Origin of the sequence: Symbioplanes lichenis (assembly GCF_030709675.1) — a bacterium.
GTDB lineage: Bacteria > Actinomycetota > Actinomycetes > Mycobacteriales > Micromonosporaceae > Actinoplanes > Actinoplanes lichenis.
Window position 1 is genome coordinate 19,932 of sequence record NZ_JAUZQD010000030.1, and the last position, 18,147, is coordinate 38,078.

The 18,147-nt window shown below is 73.6% G+C and carries 18 protein-coding genes; 9 read left to right on the forward strand and 9 right to left on the reverse strand.

All coding sequences use genetic code 11. The features are described 5' to 3' along the window. The first annotated feature begins 106 nt into the window (after positions 1-106). From RAN62_RS40400 to RAN62_RS40415, 4 genes are all read left to right on the forward strand, one after another. Positions 107-2,662, forward strand: a complete 2,556-nt coding sequence (locus tag RAN62_RS40400; protein ID WP_305790193.1) for a hypothetical protein — start codon at positions 107-109, stop codon at positions 2,660-2,662. After that, a complete protein-coding gene (locus tag RAN62_RS40405; protein WP_305790194.1) occupies positions 2,659-3,549 on the forward strand; it encodes a hypothetical protein in 891 nt (296 codons plus the stop codon). The genes RAN62_RS40400 and RAN62_RS40405 overlap by 4 nt, the downstream gene beginning before the upstream one ends. Before the next feature lie 61 nt (positions 3,550-3,610). Further along, complete coding sequence (locus RAN62_RS40410) at positions 3,611-4,486, forward strand: phosphotransferase (RefSeq protein ID WP_305790195.1); 876 nt, start codon at positions 3,611-3,613, stop codon at positions 4,484-4,486. Between the two features lie 127 nt (positions 4,487-4,613). Continuing rightward, a complete protein-coding gene (locus tag RAN62_RS40415) occupies positions 4,614-5,501 on the forward strand; it encodes a bifunctional 5,10-methylenetetrahydrofolate dehydrogenase/5,10-methenyltetrahydrofolate cyclohydrolase (protein WP_305790196.1) in 888 nt (295 codons plus the stop codon). On the opposite strand, the gene RAN62_RS40420 is transcribed toward RAN62_RS40415, so the two are convergent. Both RAN62_RS40420 and RAN62_RS40425 read right to left on the reverse strand, forming a co-directional pair. Then, positions 5,491-6,531 (reverse strand): glycoside hydrolase family 26 protein, encoded by a 1,041-nt coding sequence (locus RAN62_RS40420; protein WP_305790197.1) that lies wholly within the window; start codon positions 6,529-6,531, stop codon positions 5,491-5,493. The genes RAN62_RS40415 and RAN62_RS40420 overlap by 11 nt on opposite strands. Continuing rightward, positions 6,528-7,322 (reverse strand): polysaccharide deacetylase family protein, encoded by a 795-nt coding sequence (locus RAN62_RS40425; protein ID WP_305790198.1) that lies wholly within the window; start codon positions 7,320-7,322, stop codon positions 6,528-6,530. The genes RAN62_RS40420 and RAN62_RS40425 overlap by 4 nt, the downstream gene beginning before the upstream one ends. Before the next feature lie 325 nt (positions 7,323-7,647). Between RAN62_RS40425 and RAN62_RS40430 the strand changes: the two genes are divergently transcribed. Together RAN62_RS40430 and RAN62_RS40435 are read left to right on the forward strand one after the other, a co-directional pair. Then, on the forward strand, positions 7,648-7,908 hold the full coding sequence (locus RAN62_RS40430) for a hypothetical protein (protein WP_305790199.1): 261 nt from the start codon (positions 7,648-7,650) through the stop codon (positions 7,906-7,908). A gap of 65 nt (positions 7,909-7,973) precedes the next feature. Beyond that, the gene (locus RAN62_RS40435; protein ID WP_305790200.1) at positions 7,974-8,630 is read left to right on the forward strand and encodes a hypothetical protein; all 657 of its coding nucleotides are present in this window, start codon (positions 7,974-7,976) and stop codon (positions 8,628-8,630) included. Positions 8,631-8,876: 246 nt separating this feature from the next. On the opposite strand, the gene RAN62_RS40440 is transcribed toward RAN62_RS40435, so the two are convergent. Next, positions 8,877-10,013 (reverse strand): ScyD/ScyE family protein, encoded by a 1,137-nt coding sequence (locus RAN62_RS40440; RefSeq protein ID WP_305790201.1) that lies wholly within the window; start codon positions 10,011-10,013, stop codon positions 8,877-8,879. Positions 10,014-10,200: 187 nt separating this feature from the next. Here RAN62_RS40440 and RAN62_RS40445 point away from each other — a divergent pair, with 187 nt between their 5' ends. Beyond that, complete coding sequence (locus RAN62_RS40445; RefSeq protein ID WP_305790202.1) at positions 10,201-10,860, forward strand: nucleoside/nucleotide kinase family protein; 660 nt, start codon at positions 10,201-10,203, stop codon at positions 10,858-10,860. 23 nt (positions 10,861-10,883) lie between these two features. On the opposite strand, the gene RAN62_RS40450 is transcribed toward RAN62_RS40445, so the two are convergent. Further along, complete coding sequence (locus RAN62_RS40450; RefSeq protein ID WP_305790203.1) at positions 10,884-11,504, reverse strand: hypothetical protein; 621 nt, start codon at positions 11,502-11,504, stop codon at positions 10,884-10,886. A 94-nt stretch (positions 11,505-11,598) separates the two neighbouring features. Between RAN62_RS40450 and RAN62_RS40455 the strand changes: the two genes are divergently transcribed. Next, positions 11,599-12,786 (forward strand): metallophosphoesterase, encoded by a 1,188-nt coding sequence (locus tag RAN62_RS40455; RefSeq protein WP_305790204.1) that lies wholly within the window; start codon positions 11,599-11,601, stop codon positions 12,784-12,786. A gap of 204 nt (positions 12,787-12,990) precedes the next feature. After that, complete coding sequence (locus RAN62_RS40460; RefSeq protein ID WP_305790205.1) at positions 12,991-13,752, forward strand: class I SAM-dependent methyltransferase; 762 nt, start codon at positions 12,991-12,993, stop codon at positions 13,750-13,752. 260 nt (positions 13,753-14,012) lie between these two features. On the opposite strand, the gene RAN62_RS40465 is transcribed toward RAN62_RS40460, so the two are convergent. From RAN62_RS40465 to RAN62_RS40485, 5 genes are all read right to left on the reverse strand, one after another. Next, positions 14,013-14,303, reverse strand: coding sequence for a DUF1905 domain-containing protein (locus RAN62_RS40465; RefSeq protein WP_305790206.1), 291 nt, complete (start codon positions 14,301-14,303; stop codon positions 14,013-14,015). Beyond that, positions 14,281-14,895, reverse strand: coding sequence for an acetoacetate decarboxylase family protein (locus tag RAN62_RS40470; RefSeq protein ID WP_305790207.1), 615 nt, complete (start codon positions 14,893-14,895; stop codon positions 14,281-14,283). Before RAN62_RS40470 ends, RAN62_RS40465 begins: the two co-directional genes overlap by 23 nt. 164 nt (positions 14,896-15,059) lie before the next feature. Next, positions 15,060-16,037, reverse strand: coding sequence for an ABC transporter ATP-binding protein (locus RAN62_RS40475; protein ID WP_305790218.1), 978 nt, complete (start codon positions 16,035-16,037; stop codon positions 15,060-15,062). Between the two features lie 47 nt (positions 16,038-16,084). Continuing rightward, on the reverse strand, positions 16,085-17,149 hold the full coding sequence (locus RAN62_RS40480) for an ABC transporter ATP-binding protein (RefSeq protein ID WP_305790208.1): 1,065 nt from the start codon (positions 17,147-17,149) through the stop codon (positions 16,085-16,087). 11 nt (positions 17,150-17,160) lie between these two features. Then, the gene (locus tag RAN62_RS40485) at positions 17,161-18,138 is read right to left on the reverse strand and encodes an ABC transporter permease (RefSeq protein ID WP_305790209.1); all 978 of its coding nucleotides are present in this window, start codon (positions 18,136-18,138) and stop codon (positions 17,161-17,163) included. Positions 18,139-18,147 lie beyond the last annotated feature (9 nt).

Consider the following 18,147-nt stretch of genomic DNA (forward strand, 5'->3'; position numbering starts at 1 on the left):
CGTGCGGTTCACCGGACAATCACCCGAGAAGCGGGGCATTCTCGGAGCATATGGTGCAGACGACGGGCATCCGGGCGGCCGCGGCGACGAGCGGGGCGGCGGCCGCATGCTGAACTCGTCCGACCCGTCCGCGACCCCGGGCGGCCAGTCAGCGACGCCGGGCGGCCAGTCAGCGACGCCGGGCGGCCGGTCCGCGACGCCGGACGACCCGGAGAAGACCGCGGTCATCCCGGCGCCCGACGCGACCGCCGTCCTGCGCCCGGCCGTCGAAGACCCGGACAAAACGGTCGCGCTCCCGGAGCCGGCCGCCGCCGAGCCGACCACCGTCGCCGCAGCAGCGAAGCCGCCCGCCGCCGTCGGGCCGACGGCCGCGAAGCCGCCCGCCGCCGTGAAGCCGACGGCCGCGGAGCCGCCCGCCGCCACCGCGAAGCCGGCCGCCGCCGAGCCGACCGCCGAGGAGACCCAGGTCATCCGCCTCCCCACCGGCACCACGAGCCGCATGGACACATCCACCAAGGCGGACGAGACGCAGGTCATCCGCCCGTCCGTGCCCGCCGCCGACGAGACCCAGATCATCCCGGCACCGAAGCCGAAGCCACAGCCCGCCGCCGACGAGACGCAAGTCCTGCCCGCGCCGGCGGCGAAGCCCAAGCCCAAGCCGAAGCCGTCCGCCGACGAGACCCAGATCATCACCGCGCCGGCGACGAGCCCCGCGGTCACCGCGATCATCCCGGTCGTCCCCGGCGCCCAGGAACCCACGGCCACCCCGGCGGAAACCACCCCGGCCCCGGTCAAGGACCCCGCCCGCCCCCCGCGCCCGGCCCGCCGCCGCCCGCCGCTCGAGTTCGGCCACGCCCCCGTCGTCCTGGTCATGTCGGCGCTCGGCGTGCTCATGGTGGCGCTGGCCTACGCCGGGGGACGCATCGGCACCGGCAACGCGACCATCGCGTACTGGATCGGTCAGGTCGTGGTCTTCACCCCGGTCGTCGTCCGGCTGCTCAGCCGGCGCATGGCCGGGGCCGCGGAGTCGTTCCTGCTGGTCATGGGGCTGGGCCTGAACCAGTATCTGCTCAAGTGGTTCTACAGCCCGGAGCAGTTCCGCTTCCCCGACGAGCTGCAGCACTGGCTGGGCACGACGATCATCCTGGAGAGCGGGAAGCTCTTCCAGCCCAACCCGGCCCTGCCGCCGGCCGTGCACTTCCCCGGCCTGGCCGAGATGGGCGCGGCCGTCGCCGCGCTGACCGGGCTGCCGGTGGAGGCGGCGGGCATCGTCGTCGCCGGGGTGGCCCGGCTGGTCTTCGTGGCGACGCTCTTCGCTGTCGTGCTGCGGGCCAGCCGCTCGCCCGCGGTCGCCGGCGTCTGCTGCGCGATCTATGCCACCGCGCTGCACTATCTCTTCTTCAACTCGAGCTATCTCTACCAGACGGCCGCCCTGCCGTTCCTCATCCTCACCGTCTGGTCGACCCGGCGCTGGCGCAGCGGCGGCGGCCCGCAGTTCCTCGCCGTCGCCGTGGCCTCGATCATGGTGACGACGGTCAGCCACCACGTGACGGCGTTCGCGCTGGTGCTGACGCTGTTCCTCCTCGCCGCCGTGGAGCTCTTCCTGCAGAAGCCGCGCCGCTGGAGCGCCCTGGTCGTACCGGGAATCGCCGTGGCCGTGGTCGCCCTCTGGATCGGCACCGTGGCGACCGACGTGGTCAGCTATCTCGAGGCGCCGATCGACCAGGTCGCCGAGACCGTCCGCAACCTCGTCGCCGGCACCTCGGAGGCCTCCTCCACGACCGCGTCGGTGAGCATCGGGCAGCTGGCGTTGCAGGGCATCGGACTCATCGGGCTGTTCGTGCTCTATCTGGCACTGCTGCGGGACATGCTGCAACGCTCCGACCGGGACCCGTGGCGCTGGGCGGCGATCGCCGGCGGCGCGCTGTTCTTCGCGGGCAACGGCGTGCGCTTCCTCGGCCAGAACGGCCCGGAGATCGCCGGGCGCCTGTCCACCTTCACGTACGTGCCGATCTCCATCGTCGCGGCGATCGCGCTGGTCCGGGGCGTGCAGCTGATCCCGGCCAGGGACGCCGACGGCAAGCGGCACTGGCGGGCGGCGGCGCCGGCGATCGACTACGTGGCGCCGGGCAACTGGAACCTCTACAGCCGCGTCGCCGCCGGCTCGCTCATGATCACGATCCTGATGATCGGCGCGCGGGCGGGCGGCTGGCCCCCGATCGGGTCGATCCTGCCGGGCCCCTATCTGGCGGGTGCCTTCGAGCGCTCGGTCGACGTGTACGGAGTCAGCGCCGCCTACTGGGAGCGCGACACGCTCGGCCACGGCAACCGGGTGGGCGGCGACATCACGTCGGTCTCGCTGGCCTCCACGTACGGGCGGCAGGACCCCGTCCGCGAGGTCGGCACCCTCTACTACGCCACCACGTGGAGCCTCGAGGACGAGCAGCTCGTCAGCGACCTGCAGATCCAGTACCTGGTCGTGGACAAGCGCCTCGGCGAGCTCCTCCCTCAGGACGAGGCGTACTTCGAGAACGACCCGCACGCCGGCTCGATCACGTCGCCGCTGACCAGCACGCAGCTCGGCAAGTTCGACACGCTGCCCGAGGTGGACCGGCTCTACGACAACGGCACCGTCCGCGTCTACCGGATGGGGAACCTGTGAACCGCCTCCTGACCCGGGCCGTCGCCGGGGCCACGCTCGTGTCGGCGCTGCTCGTGCTCTTCACCCCGCGCCCGTTCGCGGCGGCGGGCGGCCTGCTGCTGGGCTTCCTGCTGCCGGGTGCGGCGCTGACCCAGGCCCTTTTCCCCGTACGCGTCCTGACCCGCATCGAGCGTCTCGTGCTCGCCCCGGCGCTCAGCCTGGCCACCCTGGTCCTCGGCGGCCTGCTCCTCTACGTGTGCCGCGCCCCGCTGGGCCGGGTCAGCTGGACCGCCCTGACCGCCGGGGTGACCGTGCTCGCGCTGATCGCCACGACGATTCCCCGGCTGCGCTCGACAGGCGGCGCCGCGGAGGACGTCACGACGACGGGCGACATCCGCCCGGCGCGCGTGGTCGCGGCGCCGCAGGAGGTGCCCGGCATGGCCGAGGCGCACACGATCCTCATGCAGGTCGTGCCGGCGGAGAACGAGGCCACGGTCGCCGCGCGGGACAAGGCCCAGCGCCGGAAGCTGATCCGCCAGCTGCTGCCGCTGGTGCTGGTCGTCGCCATCCTCGGGGGCGCCGGCTGGCTGTCGCTGAGCACCTCGCAGTCGACCTACGACACGACGGTCACCACGCTGTCCGCCTCGCCGCCCGCGCCCGCGGACGCCGACGGTAACCGCACAGTCGTGCTGAAAGCCACCGGGCTGCTCGACCAGGACGCCCCGTACAAGGTGACGGTCAGCCCGGTCGCCGCCGGCACGAAGGCCTCCCGCCGCATCACGATCGACGCCAACGGCGAGTGGACCGAGACGGTCACGGTCCCCGCGGACAGCCGGGTCACCGTGGGCCTCTACCGCTCCGGCGACGACTCCGCCTATCGAACTGTCTCGATCGCGGCGACGGAGTGACGCACAATGTGGCGTGCGCTCCCCCACGCAACGCGTTCTTGACGCCCGTACCGTCGACAAGTTGATCTCCCCTGCCCTCGGCAGCGAGGTCGCCGAAGCGGCCGAGCTGTCCGGGGGTGGGTTCGCCGCCGTGTGGCGCGCGACGCTCGCGGACGGCCGCGAGGTGGTGGTCAAGGTGGGACCACCGCCGTCGGCCCGCCTGCTCCGGTACGAGGCCGGCATGATCGCCTCGGAAGCCGTCTACTTCCGGGCCGTCGCCGGCCGCGCGCCGGTCCCGGCGGTGCTCGCCGCGACGGACGACTGGATCGTCACGTCCCTCCTGCCCGGCCGGCCGCTGACCGGCGGGCCGTCGCCCCGGGCCCGCCACGAGCTGGGCGCCGTCATGGCCCGCGTGCACGAGCTGACCGGCCCGCACTTCGGCTACACCGGCGCCCGGGCCGCGGGTCCCGACTGGCCGTCCGCCTACGCCGCGATCATGGACGCCCTGCTGGCCGACGCCGCCGACTGGGACGTCCCGCTGCCGCCCGGCATCCGGGCGACGATCGACCGCCACCGCGCCGCCCTCGCCGTCGTCACCCGCCCGGCCCTGCTGCACTTCGACCTCTGGGACGGCAACGTCCTCGTCCACGACGACCACCTTTCGGGCCTGGTCGACGGCGAACGCTTCCTCTACGGCGACCCGCTGCTCGACCTCGTCTCCCCCGCCCTCTTCCACCGCATCGAGGACGACCCGGACCACCCCTTCCTCCGCGGCTACGCGGAGGCCACGGGCCTGGTCGTGGACGACGCCGCGCGCGTCCGGCTGGGCCTCTACCGCCTGCACCTCTACACCCTGATGCTGGCCGAGGCCCCCAGCCGCGGCATCCCCCTCGACAGCGACCGCCACCACCACGTGACGGCGCTGCTCGAGGCGGAGCTGACCGAAGTGCTGCGCTAGTAGTGGCCGGGTGACGCCCGGGGGACGCCGTGACCGGGCGTGGCCCAGCCGGGTGACGCAGTCGGCGGGCGGCGGCGGCGCACGGCATACTGGGTCGCGGAAAGTGCCCATCAGGCGAAGGGACCGCATGTCCGAGACCTCGGGAACGCAGGCGCCGCACGAGGCGCGGCTGCTGCCCGGCAAGCCCGTGGCCGACGCCGTGCTCGCCGATGTGGCGCAGCGGGTCGCCAAGCTCCGGGAGGGCGGCGTGCAGCCGTCGCTGGCCACGATTCTGGTCGGGGACGACGACGCCAGCGCCGGTTACATCCGGATCAAGCAGCGGCAGGCCACCGAGCTCGGCTTCGTGTCGCCCCACGAGCACCTGCCCGCCGGCGCGACGCAGGACGACCTGCACCGGGTGATCGACCGGCTCAACGCCGACCGGTCCGTGCACGCGCTGCTCATCCAGTACCCGCCGCCCGCGCACATCGACTACGACGCGGCGCTCATGACCGTCGACCCGGACAAGGACGTCGACGGCATGCACCCGCTCAACCTCGGGCGGCTGTCCGTGGGCCTGCCGGGCCCGCGCCCGTGCACCCCGGCGGGCATCGAGGCGCTGCTGGCGCACTACGAGATCCCGGTGGCCGGGCACGAGGTCGTCATCCTGGGCCGGGGCGCCACGATCGGCCGCCCCCTCGCCATGCTCCTCGCCCAGAAGCGCCCGACCGCCAACGCCGCCGTGACCGTCGTCCACACGGGCGTCCCGGACTGGCAGCGTTACACCCGGCGGGCCGAGATCCTGATCGCCGCGGCGGGCGTTCCCGGCATCATCCAGCCCGGGCACGTACGCCCGGGCGCCACCGTGATCGGCGCGGGCGTCCGCTACGAAGGTCGCCGCCTCCTCCCCGACGTCGCCGAGGAAGTCGCCTCCGTGGCCGGCGCCCTCACCCCTCGCGTCGGCGGCGTCGGCCCCACCACCGTGGCGATGCTCTTCCGCAACGCGATCGAGGCGGCGGAGAAGGCTACCCGCTGAACCGGGCGCGCTTGGCGAGCGCCACGTAAGCCGCGAGGCTGTCGGGGTTCGTGTCGATGCGCCACTTCTCGTCGTACCCGGGATGGGTGTCGGTGTCGAAGAAGACGACCGCGCCCACCGCGGGGTGTTTCTCCACCCAGTCGGCGAGGAGGGTGATCCATTCGCCCTTGGTGCTGCCGCCGCGGTCGACCGCGCCGACCTCGCAGATCATGATGGGCTTGCGGGCGCCGAACGCCTCGTAGATCGGGTCGAACAGGGTCTCGGGCTTCTCCTTGTGCAGGTTGTAGCCCGAGACGCCGACCCAGTCGACGTACTTGTCGCCCGGATAGAGCGCCTCGTACGTGTTCCACTCGCGCACGGGCACGGAGTTCCAGTTGGGGCTCCACACCCAGGAGACGTTGTCGGCGCCCTCGTCGGCGAAGATGCCGTGGATGCGCCGCCACGACTGGACGAAGCCCTTGTTGTCGTTGCCGTTGCGGTAGGCGCCCCACTTGTACCAGTCGCCGTTCATCTCCCAGGCCCAGCGCAGCAGCACCGGACGGCCCTGGGCCTTGAGGCGGCGGGCGGCCTTGGCGATCAGGTCGTCGCTCTTCCCGCTCGTGATCTCCGAGTAGGCCGTGCCCCGCCACGACACCATCGGGAACGCGTGCTCCGGCAGACCGGCGACCTGCGTCGGCAGGGTGTCGTAGAAGTCGAAGAAGACCTGCAGAATCCGCTCGTCGCGGCCCGTCTGCCGCTTGCGCAGGGCGACGGCTTGCGCCTGGGTCAGACCCGACAGATCCAGGTACGCCCCCAGCAGCGCCTTCCCGCTGCGGAACGGCACTGTCCCCCCGCTCGTCGCGACCGCCTTCGGGACGACCGACGCCGACGCCGCCGGGGCCGCCGCCTCGGTGTGCGCCTCGGCCGGCTTCTGGTCGTCGCGGAGCCGCTGGATCCCGTACGCCCCGGCCGCCGGCACCGCCACCACGGCCGCGAGCCCGAACAAGTGGCGCCGGGTCAGCCGGCTGCGCGCCCGGTGGGCACCCTTCACGTCAGGCTCCGGCCGGTGGCGCGGGCGACGCGGCGGACCACCCGCCAGCCGGGCTGGGCGAGCTGCTTGAGCCGCGGGGCGAGCGTCGGGCCGCCCCCGCCGACGATCGTGACGAGGTCGGCGCCGGTCATGTCCGGGGTCGGCTGGAACCGCGGGACGGCGAAGCGCCGCTCGGCCGGGGTGTGCATGCGCCGCCCGACCTCGGTGGCGTTGTCGTGGCCCGCGGCGAGCACGGCCGCGCGCACCTTGGCGCCGTTGTACCCATGGGGGTACGCGAACCCGCGCACCCGCCGCCCGAGCCGCTGCTCGAGCTCGTCCTTGCTCCGGGTGACCTCCTCGCGCAGCTGCGCGGCGGGCAGCACGTCGAGCGGGTGGTGGACGAGGCTGTGGTTGGCGATCTCGATGCCGGCGTCGGCCACCTCGGTCAGCTCGTCCCAGGTGAGCAGCTTGCCGAAGGCCGGGGCGTGCGGCCCGAGCCAGCCGGCGTGGTCGCCCAGGTGGCCCACGGAGACGTAGAGCGTCGCGCCGGCGCCGGCCGCGCTCAGCACCGGGACCGCCTGGGTCAGGAAGTCGCGATAGCCGTCGTCGAAGGTGACGGCGACGAGCTTGTCGGTGCAGCCCTGCTCGAGCAGGTCGAGCGCCTCGGTGAGCCCGGTCGGCCGGTAGCCGGCGGCGGTGAGCGCGGTGAGGTGCTCGGCGAGACGCTTCGGCGGGACGGCGAGGTCGCGGAGCGGGCCGGCGACCTCGGACACCGAGTGGTACATCAACGCCGGCAGGTGCCAGACGGTCACCGCGCTCCCCCTCCACGCTCGGCGGCATGACCATTTTCGGTCACGTCCCGGCGATCGGCGCCGTGGTCCGGGTTCCGCTCGGCGGCACGTTTGCGCCGCTCAGTCCACGTTACGGCGCGTTTTTCGGCGTGTCCACCATCCGCTTCCGAGGCATCGGCGGCGGTCACTGGCCCGGCACCCGCCCGGCGCCCGCCCGCCGCCCGGGCCCGGCCGCACCCCGGACGCCGGCGGTGCGGCCCCGGCCCGGCCTCCACCGAAAGGCATAGGCCGGATTCCGGCTCGGGAGGGAGGTGCGGCGGACGCCCCGGTCGGCAGAGTGACCGCCATGACCGTGATGACCGCGCCCAGTGGTGGAACCGCCCGTCGTCTGGTGGAGTCCGGCACCGAGGCCACCGCCGTCCTCGGTGCCACGGCCCTGCCCGCCGCCTGGCCCGCGCTCGACGGCGGGCTCGTGGCCGTGCTCGCCGGGATGCTCGTCGTGATCACCGGCGCCATCTACGCACTACACACAGTCACTTTTGATCTGCTGCGGCTCGTTCCCGACCGGGCGCGCGGAAAAATTTCCTTCACTCACGGTGAGGAGTGAACCTTGGAGGGCCCGCCGCCCGTATCCCGGGGCGCAGCGTTCCCTCACCCCCGGGAGTGACCAGGATGTTTCGTCTCATCCACCTCCACGCGCAGCACGGCGTCCCGCGGATCGGCGTGGACCCCGACGGCTACGGCAGCGAGCGGGCGGCCCTGGCCCGCTATCGCGAGACCCCTGACCCCTTCTTCGGCATCGGCCGCTTCGACGAGTCCGGGCGGCTCGCCGAGATCGTCATGGACACCGACTGCCGCTCCGGCGAAGGCTGTCCGAGCGAGGCCGTCAACGTGCACGCCGACACGTACCAGCGGATGTGCGACACCTGCGCCTTCGGCCTGGAGACGCTGACGCTGCCCGAGCTGTCGCTGCGGCTGGGCGTCGCCGTCCGGCCCGTGCCCGCCTTCGCCGCCTCCTCCGCGGGCCGCCACGCCGCGCCCGAGGAGAGCTGCGCCGCCACCAACCGCATCGCCCGCGAGCTGGCCGCCAACGTCGAGGACCCGGTGTGGCGCATGGAGCTGTGCGCGGAGCTGGCCCGGACGCCGTCGGCGGTCAACGGGCTGATGATCGGCGTCGGCGCGCTGAGCCACCGCGACGTGCTCGACCTGTGGCCGGCCCTGTGCGCGCTCGGCACCCAGCTGCCCGGCTCGGTGCACTCGGACCTGATCCGGGGCATCGCCCGGCCGCACTCGCCGGCCGGCGTCACCGCCCTGCGGCTGGGGATGTGAGCAACGCCGCGGGTGACCGCGGCTCGGCGTGCGAGCCGGGCCGCGGGTGGCCGCGGCTGACGAGAAACTCGCGTCCCGCTGCCCGGTGCCCGGACCGGGAGGTGCGGGACGGGCCGGTCGTGCGCGGCAACGCCGATCGGCCGGGGCGCGTCACCGCCGCGGTGACGCGCCCTTCGTGCCCGCCGACCACCCTCCACGCCGGCCTGGCCGTCCCTCGTGCCCGCCCGGCGGCCCGGAAGACAGCCGTCAGAGACGGATCTTGACGACCGTGCCGGTGCGCGGGGACGTGCCGTGGTTGGTCACGTACGCGTCGCGGCCGCGGATGGCGACGCCGCCCGGGGCGTGCAGCCCCTCCGACGCGACGACCGTGGTGCCGTGCCGGTTCACGCGGACCAGGGCGCCCGTGTCGTCACCGGACAGCAGGCCCTTGTGCGAGATCTCCAGGGCGTAGAGGCCGCCCGGGCCCCAGGCCAGGTCGATCACGTTGGTCAGCCCGGTGGCGTACACCCGGGGCTTCTGGCCGGGCTCGACGCGGTAGACGCGCGCCTGACCGGCCGGGAACGGGAAGCCGGTGAGCTCGGACACGTACCAGGCGCCGTCCGGGCCCCGCACCGCCGCCGTCGGCACCGACTGCATCGGAACGATCTTGCCCGCCGGCACGCCCGGGACACCCGCCGGCGCCTTGACGAAACGCTGCGGGAAGACCGCGACGGTACGGATCTTGCCGCGCTGGTCGACGCGCAGCAGGCTGTTGCCCCCGGCGTCGACGACGTAGCGGCCGTCGCGGGCCACGGCGAGCCCGTTCGGGTTGGTGTCCGCGGGCTTGACGCCGTCCGGGTTGACCCTCCGCTCGTACGCGCCGAGGTCGGCGACCGCCTGCGGGCCCCGGCGGCCGCGCTCGTAGAGCTGGGCCATGCCGCGCAGGGCGGGTTGCTTGTCGCGCAGGGCCGGGTCGCCGCCGAGCCCGACGACCCAGGACAGCGTGCCGCGGCGGTCGGTGCCCACGTCGGCCGGTCCGCCCGCCTGGCTGCCGTCGGGGGCGGCGAGCGACGGGAGGTTGCTGATCACGCGCGTGCTCCGGCCGTACCGGATCTTGGTGATCGCGCCGGACCGGCCGAAGCAGACCTTGTCCCCCTCCGGGCCGGTCTGGCACGGGCCCCGCCCGCCCCGGCCGGCCTCCGCGACGTAGAGGCTGCCGTCCGGCGCGAACGCCAGCCCACGCGGGTTGTCCAGACCCTCGGCCACGGTGAGCAGCGGTGGCCGGGGCTTGCGGGCGTCGGGCTTCGCCGTCGTGTCCGCCGACGCGGTGAGCGCCGGGACGAGTGAGACGGTGAGCGCGCCGGCCGCGGCAACGGCGGCGAGGACGGAACGCTTGACGTGCATGTCTTCCCCCCAGAATGAGTCGGTCCTGACCTGGACCTTCCGGGAAGTCGCGGGGTGGGGCACATGGCCCGAACGGCCGTACCACCCCGGACGTCGCGTTTCCGACCCGATGGGGTGGATCGGACCACCCGGGCGGGGTCGGACGATCGCCTCGGTGGTCCGTCCGATCGGCGGGCAGGATGGGCGGATGACGTTCGATGATCTCGTCCGGCGGGCCCGGGCGCTGGTGGTTGACGGGCAGCGGGCGGTCCTGGGCATCGCCGGACCGCCGGCCGCGGGCAAGACCACGCTGGCCGGGGAGCTGGTCACGGCGATCGCCCGGGAGCGCCCGGGCTGGGTGGCCCACGTGCCGATGGACGGCTTCCACCTGGCCGACGTGGAGCTCTCGCGGCTCGGCCGGCGCGACCGCAAGGGCGCCCCGGACACCTTCGACCCCTGGGGGTACGCGAACCTGCTGCGCCGCCTCCGCGAGGACGCCGACGACATGATCTACGCGCCGGGCTTCGAGCGCGTCCTGGAGCAGCCCATCGCCGGGGCGATCCCGGTGCCCCGGGAGGCGCGCCTGATCGTCTCGGAGGGCAACTACCTGCTGCTCGACGATCCGCGCTGGGCCGGCGTCCGGCCCCTGGTGGCCGAGGTCTGGTACGCCGGGCTCGACCGGGAGACCCGCCTCGAGCGGCTGATCGCCCGGCACGTCCGCTTCGGCAAGGAGCCCGGCGCCGCCCGCGCGTGGGCCCTGGGCACCGACGAGCGCAACGCGGCGCTGATCGAGGCCACCCGCGACCGCGCCGATCTGGTCATCCCGGCGTCACTCATCCGCACGCTCGGTGAGGCGCCGCCGACCTGAAGCGGCCTTGTGCCGCTGCCGAGTCAGAGCGGCTTCTTGCTGCTGCCGGTCTTGGTGTAGGCGGAGCCGTCCCACTCGTACGTCTCCGACACGCGCAGGTCGGCGCAGCAAAGCGGGGCCTCGTCGCTCAGGGCCGTGGCGTTGACGGTCAGCGTGCTGCCCTTGACGGCCACCGACACCTCGCGCAGGGAGAGGCCCTTGCCCGTGTTGAGCAGCAGCTCGGACTCCGGGCCGCCGGCGTGGACGCGGACGAACACCGGGTTGGTGGAGGTCGTCGTCGGACAGCTCGACGCGGTGACCACCTGGCTCTCGCCGCCGACGGTGATCGCCTTGAGCAGCTGGATCTCCGCGAAGCTGGGGACGTCGTCGTTCTTCTTGCAGCCGAGGGCCTCGAAGAGCGGCTTCGCCCAGTCCGCCTTCTTGACCGACGGCGCCTCCGCGGCCGGCTCGGTCGTGGTGTCCCCCGCGGACTCCGCGGTGGCGCCGGATGTCGGCGTGGCGTCGTCCGCCGGCGCGGTGGTGGCGGCCGAGGCTACCGGGGCGGAGGGCGCGGGCGGCGCCGTGACGGGGGTGGCGGCCGAGTCCGTGCAGGCGGCGAGCGCGACCGCGGCGAGGGCGGCGACGGGCAGGGCGGCGAGCTTCATGGTGGGTCCTTCCCCGGTTGGTGTGACCTCCACGCTAGAAAAGGTCAGACGTCGGGAAATCACGGTTTCGTGCCAGGCGTGACAGACTGGCGTCGTGTCCGTAGGGGAAACCGTGGAGGCCGAGCCCCGGCGCCGGCCCGGGCGAGCGGCGCGCTTCGCCCTCGTCGTCGCCACCGTGCTGCTCCTGTTGTTCGGCGTGCCGTGGTGGACCCTCATCTGGTCCGGCAACGACTGGCCCACCGGGGTCTTCGTGACCGGCACCGTGCTCTTCGCCGGGGTGGCCCTGGCGTTCCCGCTGCTGATGTTCTCGGGCCACGGCGCCCGCCACCACGACGGCGCCGCGCGGATCGCCGACACGCTGCTGGGCGTGGTCTGGGTGCTCTTCGTGTGGTCGATCCTCGGCAACGTGCTGTCCCTGGTGCTCCGCGTCGCCGGGGTCGATGACCCGGCCCGCTCCCGGATCGTGACGGCGGCGGTCGCGGGGATCTCCCTGGTCCTGCTCCTGTGGGGACACTACGAGGCGATGCGCGTCTCCCGGGTGCGGCGCGTCGACGTGACGATCCCCCGGCTGGGCGCGGGGCTCGACGGCCTGCGGGTGGTGCTGCTGACCGACACGCACTACGGGCCGATCGACCGCGAGCGCTGGTCGCGAGGCGTGACCGCGGTGGTCAACCGCCTCGAGCCGGACATCGTGGCGCACACCGGCGACATCGCGGACGGCGAGGTGGCCGAGCGCCGGGCGATGGCGGCGCCGCTGGGGGACGTACGCGCCGCTCTGGCCCGGGTCTATGTCACCGGCAACCACGAGTACTTCTCCGGGGCGCAGCGCTGGGTCGAGCACATGGCCTCGCTCGGCTGGGAGGCCCTGCACAACCGGCACGTGATCGTCACCCGGGGCGGCGACAGCCTCGTCGTGGCCGGCGTCGACGACCGGACGGCCGCCGGCTCGGGCGTCCCGGGCCACCACATGGATCACGAGGCGGCCCTCGGCGGCGCCGACCCGGCCCTGCCCATCCTCCTCCTGGCCCACCAGCCCCAGCAGATCACGGGCGCCGTCGCCCACGGCGTCGACCTGCAGCTCTCCGGCCACACCCACGGCGGCCAGATGTGGCCCTTCCACTACCTCGTCCGCCTCGACCAGCCCGTCCTGCAGGGCCTGAGCCGCCACGGCGAGCGCACCCAGCTCTACACCTCCCGCGGCACCGGCTTCTGGGGACCGCCGTTCCGCGTCTTCGCCCCGAGCGAAATCACGCTGCTCACCCTCCACGCCTCCCGCCCCTGAGCCCGCCCGCCGCGGGTGCGGCTCTGCTTCTCCACCGCCCGCCGCACGCACGCCCGCCTCTCCACCCGCCCCCGCGCGCACGCCCCCGCCTCTCCACCCGCCCGCCGAACGCACGCCCCCGCCTCTCCACCGCCCGCGCACGCACGCCTCTCTTCCCGCCCGCCGCGCGCACGCCCCGCGGTCGCGGCCCGGCACAATGCGCGGATGACTTCTTCGCGGGACGCCGCCTACTTCGACCAGTGGTACGCCGACATGGCCGCCTCGCCCGTGCGGGACGCGATCGTCGCGCGGACGCTGGGGTTGCCGCCGGAGCTCCGGTTCGCCAGCGTGCTGCCGTGGCCGGGCGTCGCGGAGCTCACGTCGCTGCTGCGCTTGCCCGCGGACGGCCTGCTGCTCGACATCGCCTGCGGCCGCGGCGGGTACGGCATCGAGGTCGCGTCGCGTACGGACGCCCGGGTCGTCGGGGTCGACTTCGCCGCCGTGGCCCTGGAGCACGCCCGCGAGATCGCCGCCGCCCGCCTCCCCGCCGGTCGCGCCTCCTTCCACGTCGGCACGCTCACCGCCACCGGCCTCCCCGACAACAGCGCGGACGCCGTGATGTGCGTCGACGGCGTGCAGTTCGCGGACCCGCCCGTCGCCGCGCTGACCGAGTTCCGCCGCGTGCTCCGCCCCGGCGGCCGCCTCGCCCTGACCTGCTGGGCGCCCGCCGACCTGGCGAACGACCGCGTCCCGGCCCGCATCCGCGCCCTCGACCTCGGCCGTGACCTCGTGGAGGCCGGCTTCACCGACGTCGAGGTGCACGACCGGCCGGAGTGGCTCGCCGCCGAGCGAACCATGTACGAAGAAGCGATCGCCGTCCCCGACCCCGACCCGGCCGTCCTGTCCCTGGCCGACGAGGGCCGCCGCGCCCTCGCCACCTGGGGCTCGATGCGCCGAGTCCTCGCCGCCGCCACCCGGCCGGCCTGACCGAGCGAGTGTCGATGCGCCACATACTCGGCGCTGCGACCCGGCCTGACCGGGCGAGGCTCGATGCGCCGCGTTCTCGGCGCTGCGACCCGGCCTGACCGAGCGTGGCTCGATGCGCCGCATTCTCGGCGCTGCGACCCGGCCTGACCGGGCGAGGCTCGATGCGCCACATACTCGGCGCTGCGACCCGGCCTGACCGAGCGAGGCTCGATGCGCCGCATTCTCGGCGCTGCGACCCGGCCTGACCGAGCGCGCCCTCGCTAGCCCGCGGCGACCGTCAGATGCACGGTGACCGGGTCGCCGAGCTCGATCTCCTCGGCCCGGCGCACCTTGTCCTTGAGCGGCACGATGTAGCCGCCGTTCCTGGGCCACAGCGAGGTCGTGAAGCTCGTCTCCCCGATCCGGACGGTCACGGGGATCATGCCCCAGCCGTAGCTGACCTCGCCCGCGACGTCGCTCAGGGCGGCGCACTCCGGCTCGGGGACGGTGACGAAGTGGAACGGGGCCGGGCCGCGCCAGTACCAGACCTCACCGCTGAACCGCATCTCCATGGGCAGGCAATCTACCGAAGCGCAGGCGGAAGTCGGCCAGGGTCAGCGAGAGCAGCGGCCTGCGTCCGGTCAGCCACGCGAGCGGTCCCGCCGGTGCGACCGACCAATCCGTCCGGAGCAGGGCGAGCGCCGCGGTGCCCCGGACCGGCGTCACCTGGAGGCCGGCGCCGCGGTCCTGGGCCAGCGACATCGGGGTGGGCCAGCGGCCGGGCAGCCGCCATCCCGGGCGGAGCGTGGCCGTGGCGATGCCGGTGGCCGCGGCGGCGGGCGGGGCGATCCGCAGCCGGGCCAGGTGTTTCGGGATGGCCCAGAGCTCGCGGCCGCCGTCGCGGGAGGCCACGCTGTCGACCCAGATGTGCGTGATCGTGGCCCGGGGGCGCCGGCCGTCGCGGACCAGGACCGCGGTCAGCAGCTCCCGGTAGGTCAGATCGCCGCCCGGCTCGTAGGTGACCCAGGCGGCGCCGACCGGGATCCGTCCGGCGACACCGAGCGGGCGCACTCCGGCGGGCAGTTCGGGCAGCCGGGCCCGGGGCACCAGGAAAAGCGACAGGTGCAGCTGACCACGCAGGTGCCAGGGCGACGGCGGGTACATCCCCTCAGCATGACCCGCCGCGCCCGCCTCAAACAGCCCCGCCGGCGCGGGGAGCCACCCGGCTCGGACAGTCCCGGAGGTGCGGGGAGCCACCGGCTCGGACAGCCCCGGCGACCGGCGGCACGGCGAGCCGTCCGGCGCCGGTCAACCCCGGCGGCGCGTACTCAGACGGCCTCGGCGACCAGCGACGCGGCCGGCGGCGCGGCGAAGTGGCAGGCCACCTGCTGGGCCGGCGCCCGCTCGATCAGCGCGGGATCCTGCGTGGCGCAGATGTCCTGGGCCTTCCAGCAGCGGGTGCGGAAGCGGCAGCCCGACGGCGGGTCGATCGGGCTGGGCGGGTCGCCGGCGAGCCGGATGCGCTGCCGGGGCGGGACCCCGCGGACCACGCCGACATCGGGTACGGCCGACAGCAGCGCCTGCGTGTACGGGTGCTGCGGCGCGTCGTACAGTCCGTCGCGGGGTCCTTCCTCGACGACGCGGCCGAGGTACATGACGGCGATGCGGTCGCAGAAGTGGCGCACGACGCCCAGGTCGTGGGCGATGAAGACGAACGCGATGCCGAGCTCGGACCGCAGGCTCTCCAGCAGGTTCATGACCTGGGCCTGGATGGAGACGTCGAGCGCGCTGACCGGCTCGTCCGCGACGATGATCTTCGGGCGGGCGGCCAGGGCGCGGGCGATGCCGATGCGCTGGCGCTGACCGCCGGAGAACTCGTGCGGATAGCGTTTGTAGTGCTCCGGGTTGAGACCGACCAGCTCCAGCAGCTCCTGGACCCGGCGCAGTTCGCCGCCCTTCTCCACCAGATTGTGGGTGCGCAGGGCGGTGCCGACGATCGCGCCGACGGTGTGGCGCGGGTTCAGCGACGAGTACGGGTCCTGGAAGATCAGCTGGATCTCCTTGCGGTACGGCCGGAGCCGCCGCTCGTCGAGGTGCGCGATGTCGTCGCCCTCGACGAGGATCCGGCCGGCCGTGGGTTCGAGCAGCCGGGTGATCAGCCGGGCGGTCGTCGACTTCCCGCAGCCGGACTCGCCGACCAGCCCGAGCGTCTCCCCCGCCGCCAGGGTGAGGTCGACGCCGTCGACGGCCTGGACAGTCTGGTTCCGGCGGGCCAAGAAGCCGTCGCCCTTGGTCCGGAAGTGCATCGCGACGTTGTCGAGCCGCAGCAGTGGTTCGGTCACAGCATCGTCCTTCAGGGCAGCCGGGGCAGGATCTCGGACGCGAACACCCGGTCCGGGGCCGGCAGGTGGCAGCGCGAGGTGTGCGCGGGGTCGGCGGTCCGGGCCACCAGGTCGGGGGCGACGGTGGTGCACATGGCGCCGGGCACCCGGTCGCGGAACTCGCAGCGCGGGTGGAACGGGCACCCGCCGGGCACCGCGAGCAGGCTCGGCGGGCTGCCGGGGATGGGATGCAGCGGCGCCGGCTCACCCGAGACGGCGGGCAGGCTTTCGAGCAGCCCCCACGCGTACGGGTGCAGGGGCGCACCGAGCACCTGGCGCACCGTGCCGTGCTCGACCGCGTTGCCGGCGTACATGACGAGGACGTCGTCCGCCACTTGGGCCACGACGCCGAGGTCGTGCGTGATGAAGACGACGGCCGAGCCGAAGTCGCGCTGCAGGTCCTGGATGAGGTCGAGGATCTGGGCCTGCACGGTGACGTCGAGCGCCGTGGTGGGCTCGTCGGCGATCAGCAGCTTCGGATCGTTGACCAGGGCCATCGCGATCATCGCGCGCTGGCGCATGCCGCCGGAGAACTCGTGCGGATAGCTGTCGAGCCGGCGCCTCGGGTTCGGGATGCCGACCCGGTTGAGCATCTCGGCGGCGCGCTCGCGGGCGGCCCGCTTGGAGACGGCGTGGTGCGCCCGGTAGGACTCGACGATCTGGTTGCCGATCGTGAAGTACGGGTGCAGCGACGACTGCGGGTCCTGGAAGATCATCGCGGCGCCGGTGCCCCGGTGCTTGCGCAGCGCGGCGGGCGACATGCCGACGATCTCCTGACCGCCGACTTTGATCGAGCCGCTGATCCGGGTGCTCTTCGGGTCGTGCAGGCCCATGACGGCCATGCTGGAGACGCTCTTGCCCGAGCCGGACTCGCCGACGATGGCCAGCGTGCGGCCCAGCGGCAGCGAATAGTTGAGCCCGCGGACCGCGGTGACGGCGCCGTCGGGCGTCGGGAAGGTCACCCGCAGGTCGCTGACCTCCAGGTACGGCGTGGCGACCGGCGCCTGCCGCGGCTGGTTCGCGGTCTGGGAAGTCATGCTGCCGCCTTTCATCCGAGCCGGACCCGGGGGTCGAGGAACGTGTAGACGATGTCCACGACGAGGTTCATGACGACCAGCACGACGGCGCCGAGCAGGACGCAGCCCATCAGCACCGGGAGGTCGTACTGGTTGAAGGCGCGCAGCGTCAGCACGCCCAGCCCGGGCAGGCCGAAGATCGACTCGGTGAACAGGGCGCCGGTGAGCTGGCCGGCGAGGTCGATGCCGAAGATCGTGGCGAGCGGGGTCAGGGCGGCGCGCAGGCCGTGCCGGTAGACCACGCGACGCTCGCTGATGCCCTTGGAGCGGGCGGTGCGCACGAAGTCCTGGCCGAGCGACTCGATCATCGACGCCCGCGCGTACCGGGTGTAGGAAGCGGTGTTGGTGACGCCCAGCGTGAGCCAGGCGGCGACCAGGCCGCCCGCCCAGGCGATCGGGTTGCTGAGGAACGACGTGTACTGCGGGTGCGGCAGGACGGTCACGTAGAGGGCCACCAGCAAGGCGAACACGAAGTACGGGATCGAGTTGATCGTGATGGCCGAGCCCATGAGCAGCTTGTCCGACGGGCTGCCGCGGCGCTGGGCGGCCATCGTGCCGAGCAGGGCACCGAGGAAGAGGTAGACCACCGCCGCGCCGATGACGACCGAGATCGTGACCGGGACCGCCTGCGCCAGCAGCTTGGTGACGGGCTGACCCAGCGAGTACGAGTAGCCGAGGCACGGCGCGTCGCAGTGCTGGACCGTGCCGCCGTTGGTGAAGTCGCGGCCGGCGAAGATGCCCTTGATGTAGCCGGTGATCTGCTCGGCCGGGGGCTCGTCGAGACCGAGGCTGCTGCGGATGTCCGCCACGCGTTCGGGGGTGCAGCGGTTGCCGCAGATGACGCCGGCCGGGTCGGTCGGGGCCAGGAAGAACAACGCGAAGCTGGCCACCAGCGCCACGAAGACGACGGAGATCGCGCTGAGCACGCGTTTCAGGATGTAGAGCAGCACGGGAACTCC

What these genes read in the sequence shown, in the direction of transcription:
- RAN62_RS40470 (WP_305790207.1), bottom strand. Translation starts at nt 14,895, where the DNA reads ATGTACCCGCCGTCGCCCTGGCACCTGCGTGGTCAGCTGCACCTGTCG.
- RAN62_RS40445 (WP_305790202.1), top strand. Translation starts at nt 10,201, where the DNA reads ATGACGTTCGATGATCTCGTCCGGCGGGCCCGGGCGCTGGTGGTTGAC.
- RAN62_RS40400 (WP_305790193.1), top strand. Translation starts at nt 107, where the DNA reads ATGCTGAACTCGTCCGACCCGTCCGCGACCCCGGGCGGCCAGTCAGCG.
- RAN62_RS40465 (WP_305790206.1), bottom strand. Translation starts at nt 14,303, where the DNA reads ATGGAGATGCGGTTCAGCGGTGAGGTCTGGTACTGGCGCGGCCCGGCC.
- RAN62_RS40415 (WP_305790196.1), top strand. Translation starts at nt 4,614, where the DNA reads ATGTCCGAGACCTCGGGAACGCAGGCGCCGCACGAGGCGCGGCTGCTG.
- RAN62_RS40430 (WP_305790199.1), top strand. Translation starts at nt 7,648, where the DNA reads ATGACCGTGATGACCGCGCCCAGTGGTGGAACCGCCCGTCGTCTGGTG.
- RAN62_RS40440 (WP_305790201.1), bottom strand. Translation starts at nt 10,013, where the DNA reads ATGCACGTCAAGCGTTCCGTCCTCGCCGCCGTTGCCGCGGCCGGCGCG.
- RAN62_RS40435 (WP_305790200.1), top strand. Translation starts at nt 7,974, where the DNA reads ATGTTTCGTCTCATCCACCTCCACGCGCAGCACGGCGTCCCGCGGATC.
- RAN62_RS40460 (WP_305790205.1), top strand. Translation starts at nt 12,991, where the DNA reads ATGACTTCTTCGCGGGACGCCGCCTACTTCGACCAGTGGTACGCCGAC.
- RAN62_RS40450 (WP_305790203.1), bottom strand. Translation starts at nt 11,504, where the DNA reads ATGAAGCTCGCCGCCCTGCCCGTCGCCGCCCTCGCCGCGGTCGCGCTC.
- RAN62_RS40475 (WP_305790218.1), bottom strand. Translation starts at nt 16,037, where the DNA reads ATGCACTTCCGGACCAAGGGCGACGGCTTCTTGGCCCGCCGGAACCAG.
- RAN62_RS40480 (WP_305790208.1), bottom strand. Translation starts at nt 17,149, where the DNA reads ATGACTTCCCAGACCGCGAACCAGCCGCGGCAGGCGCCGGTCGCCACG.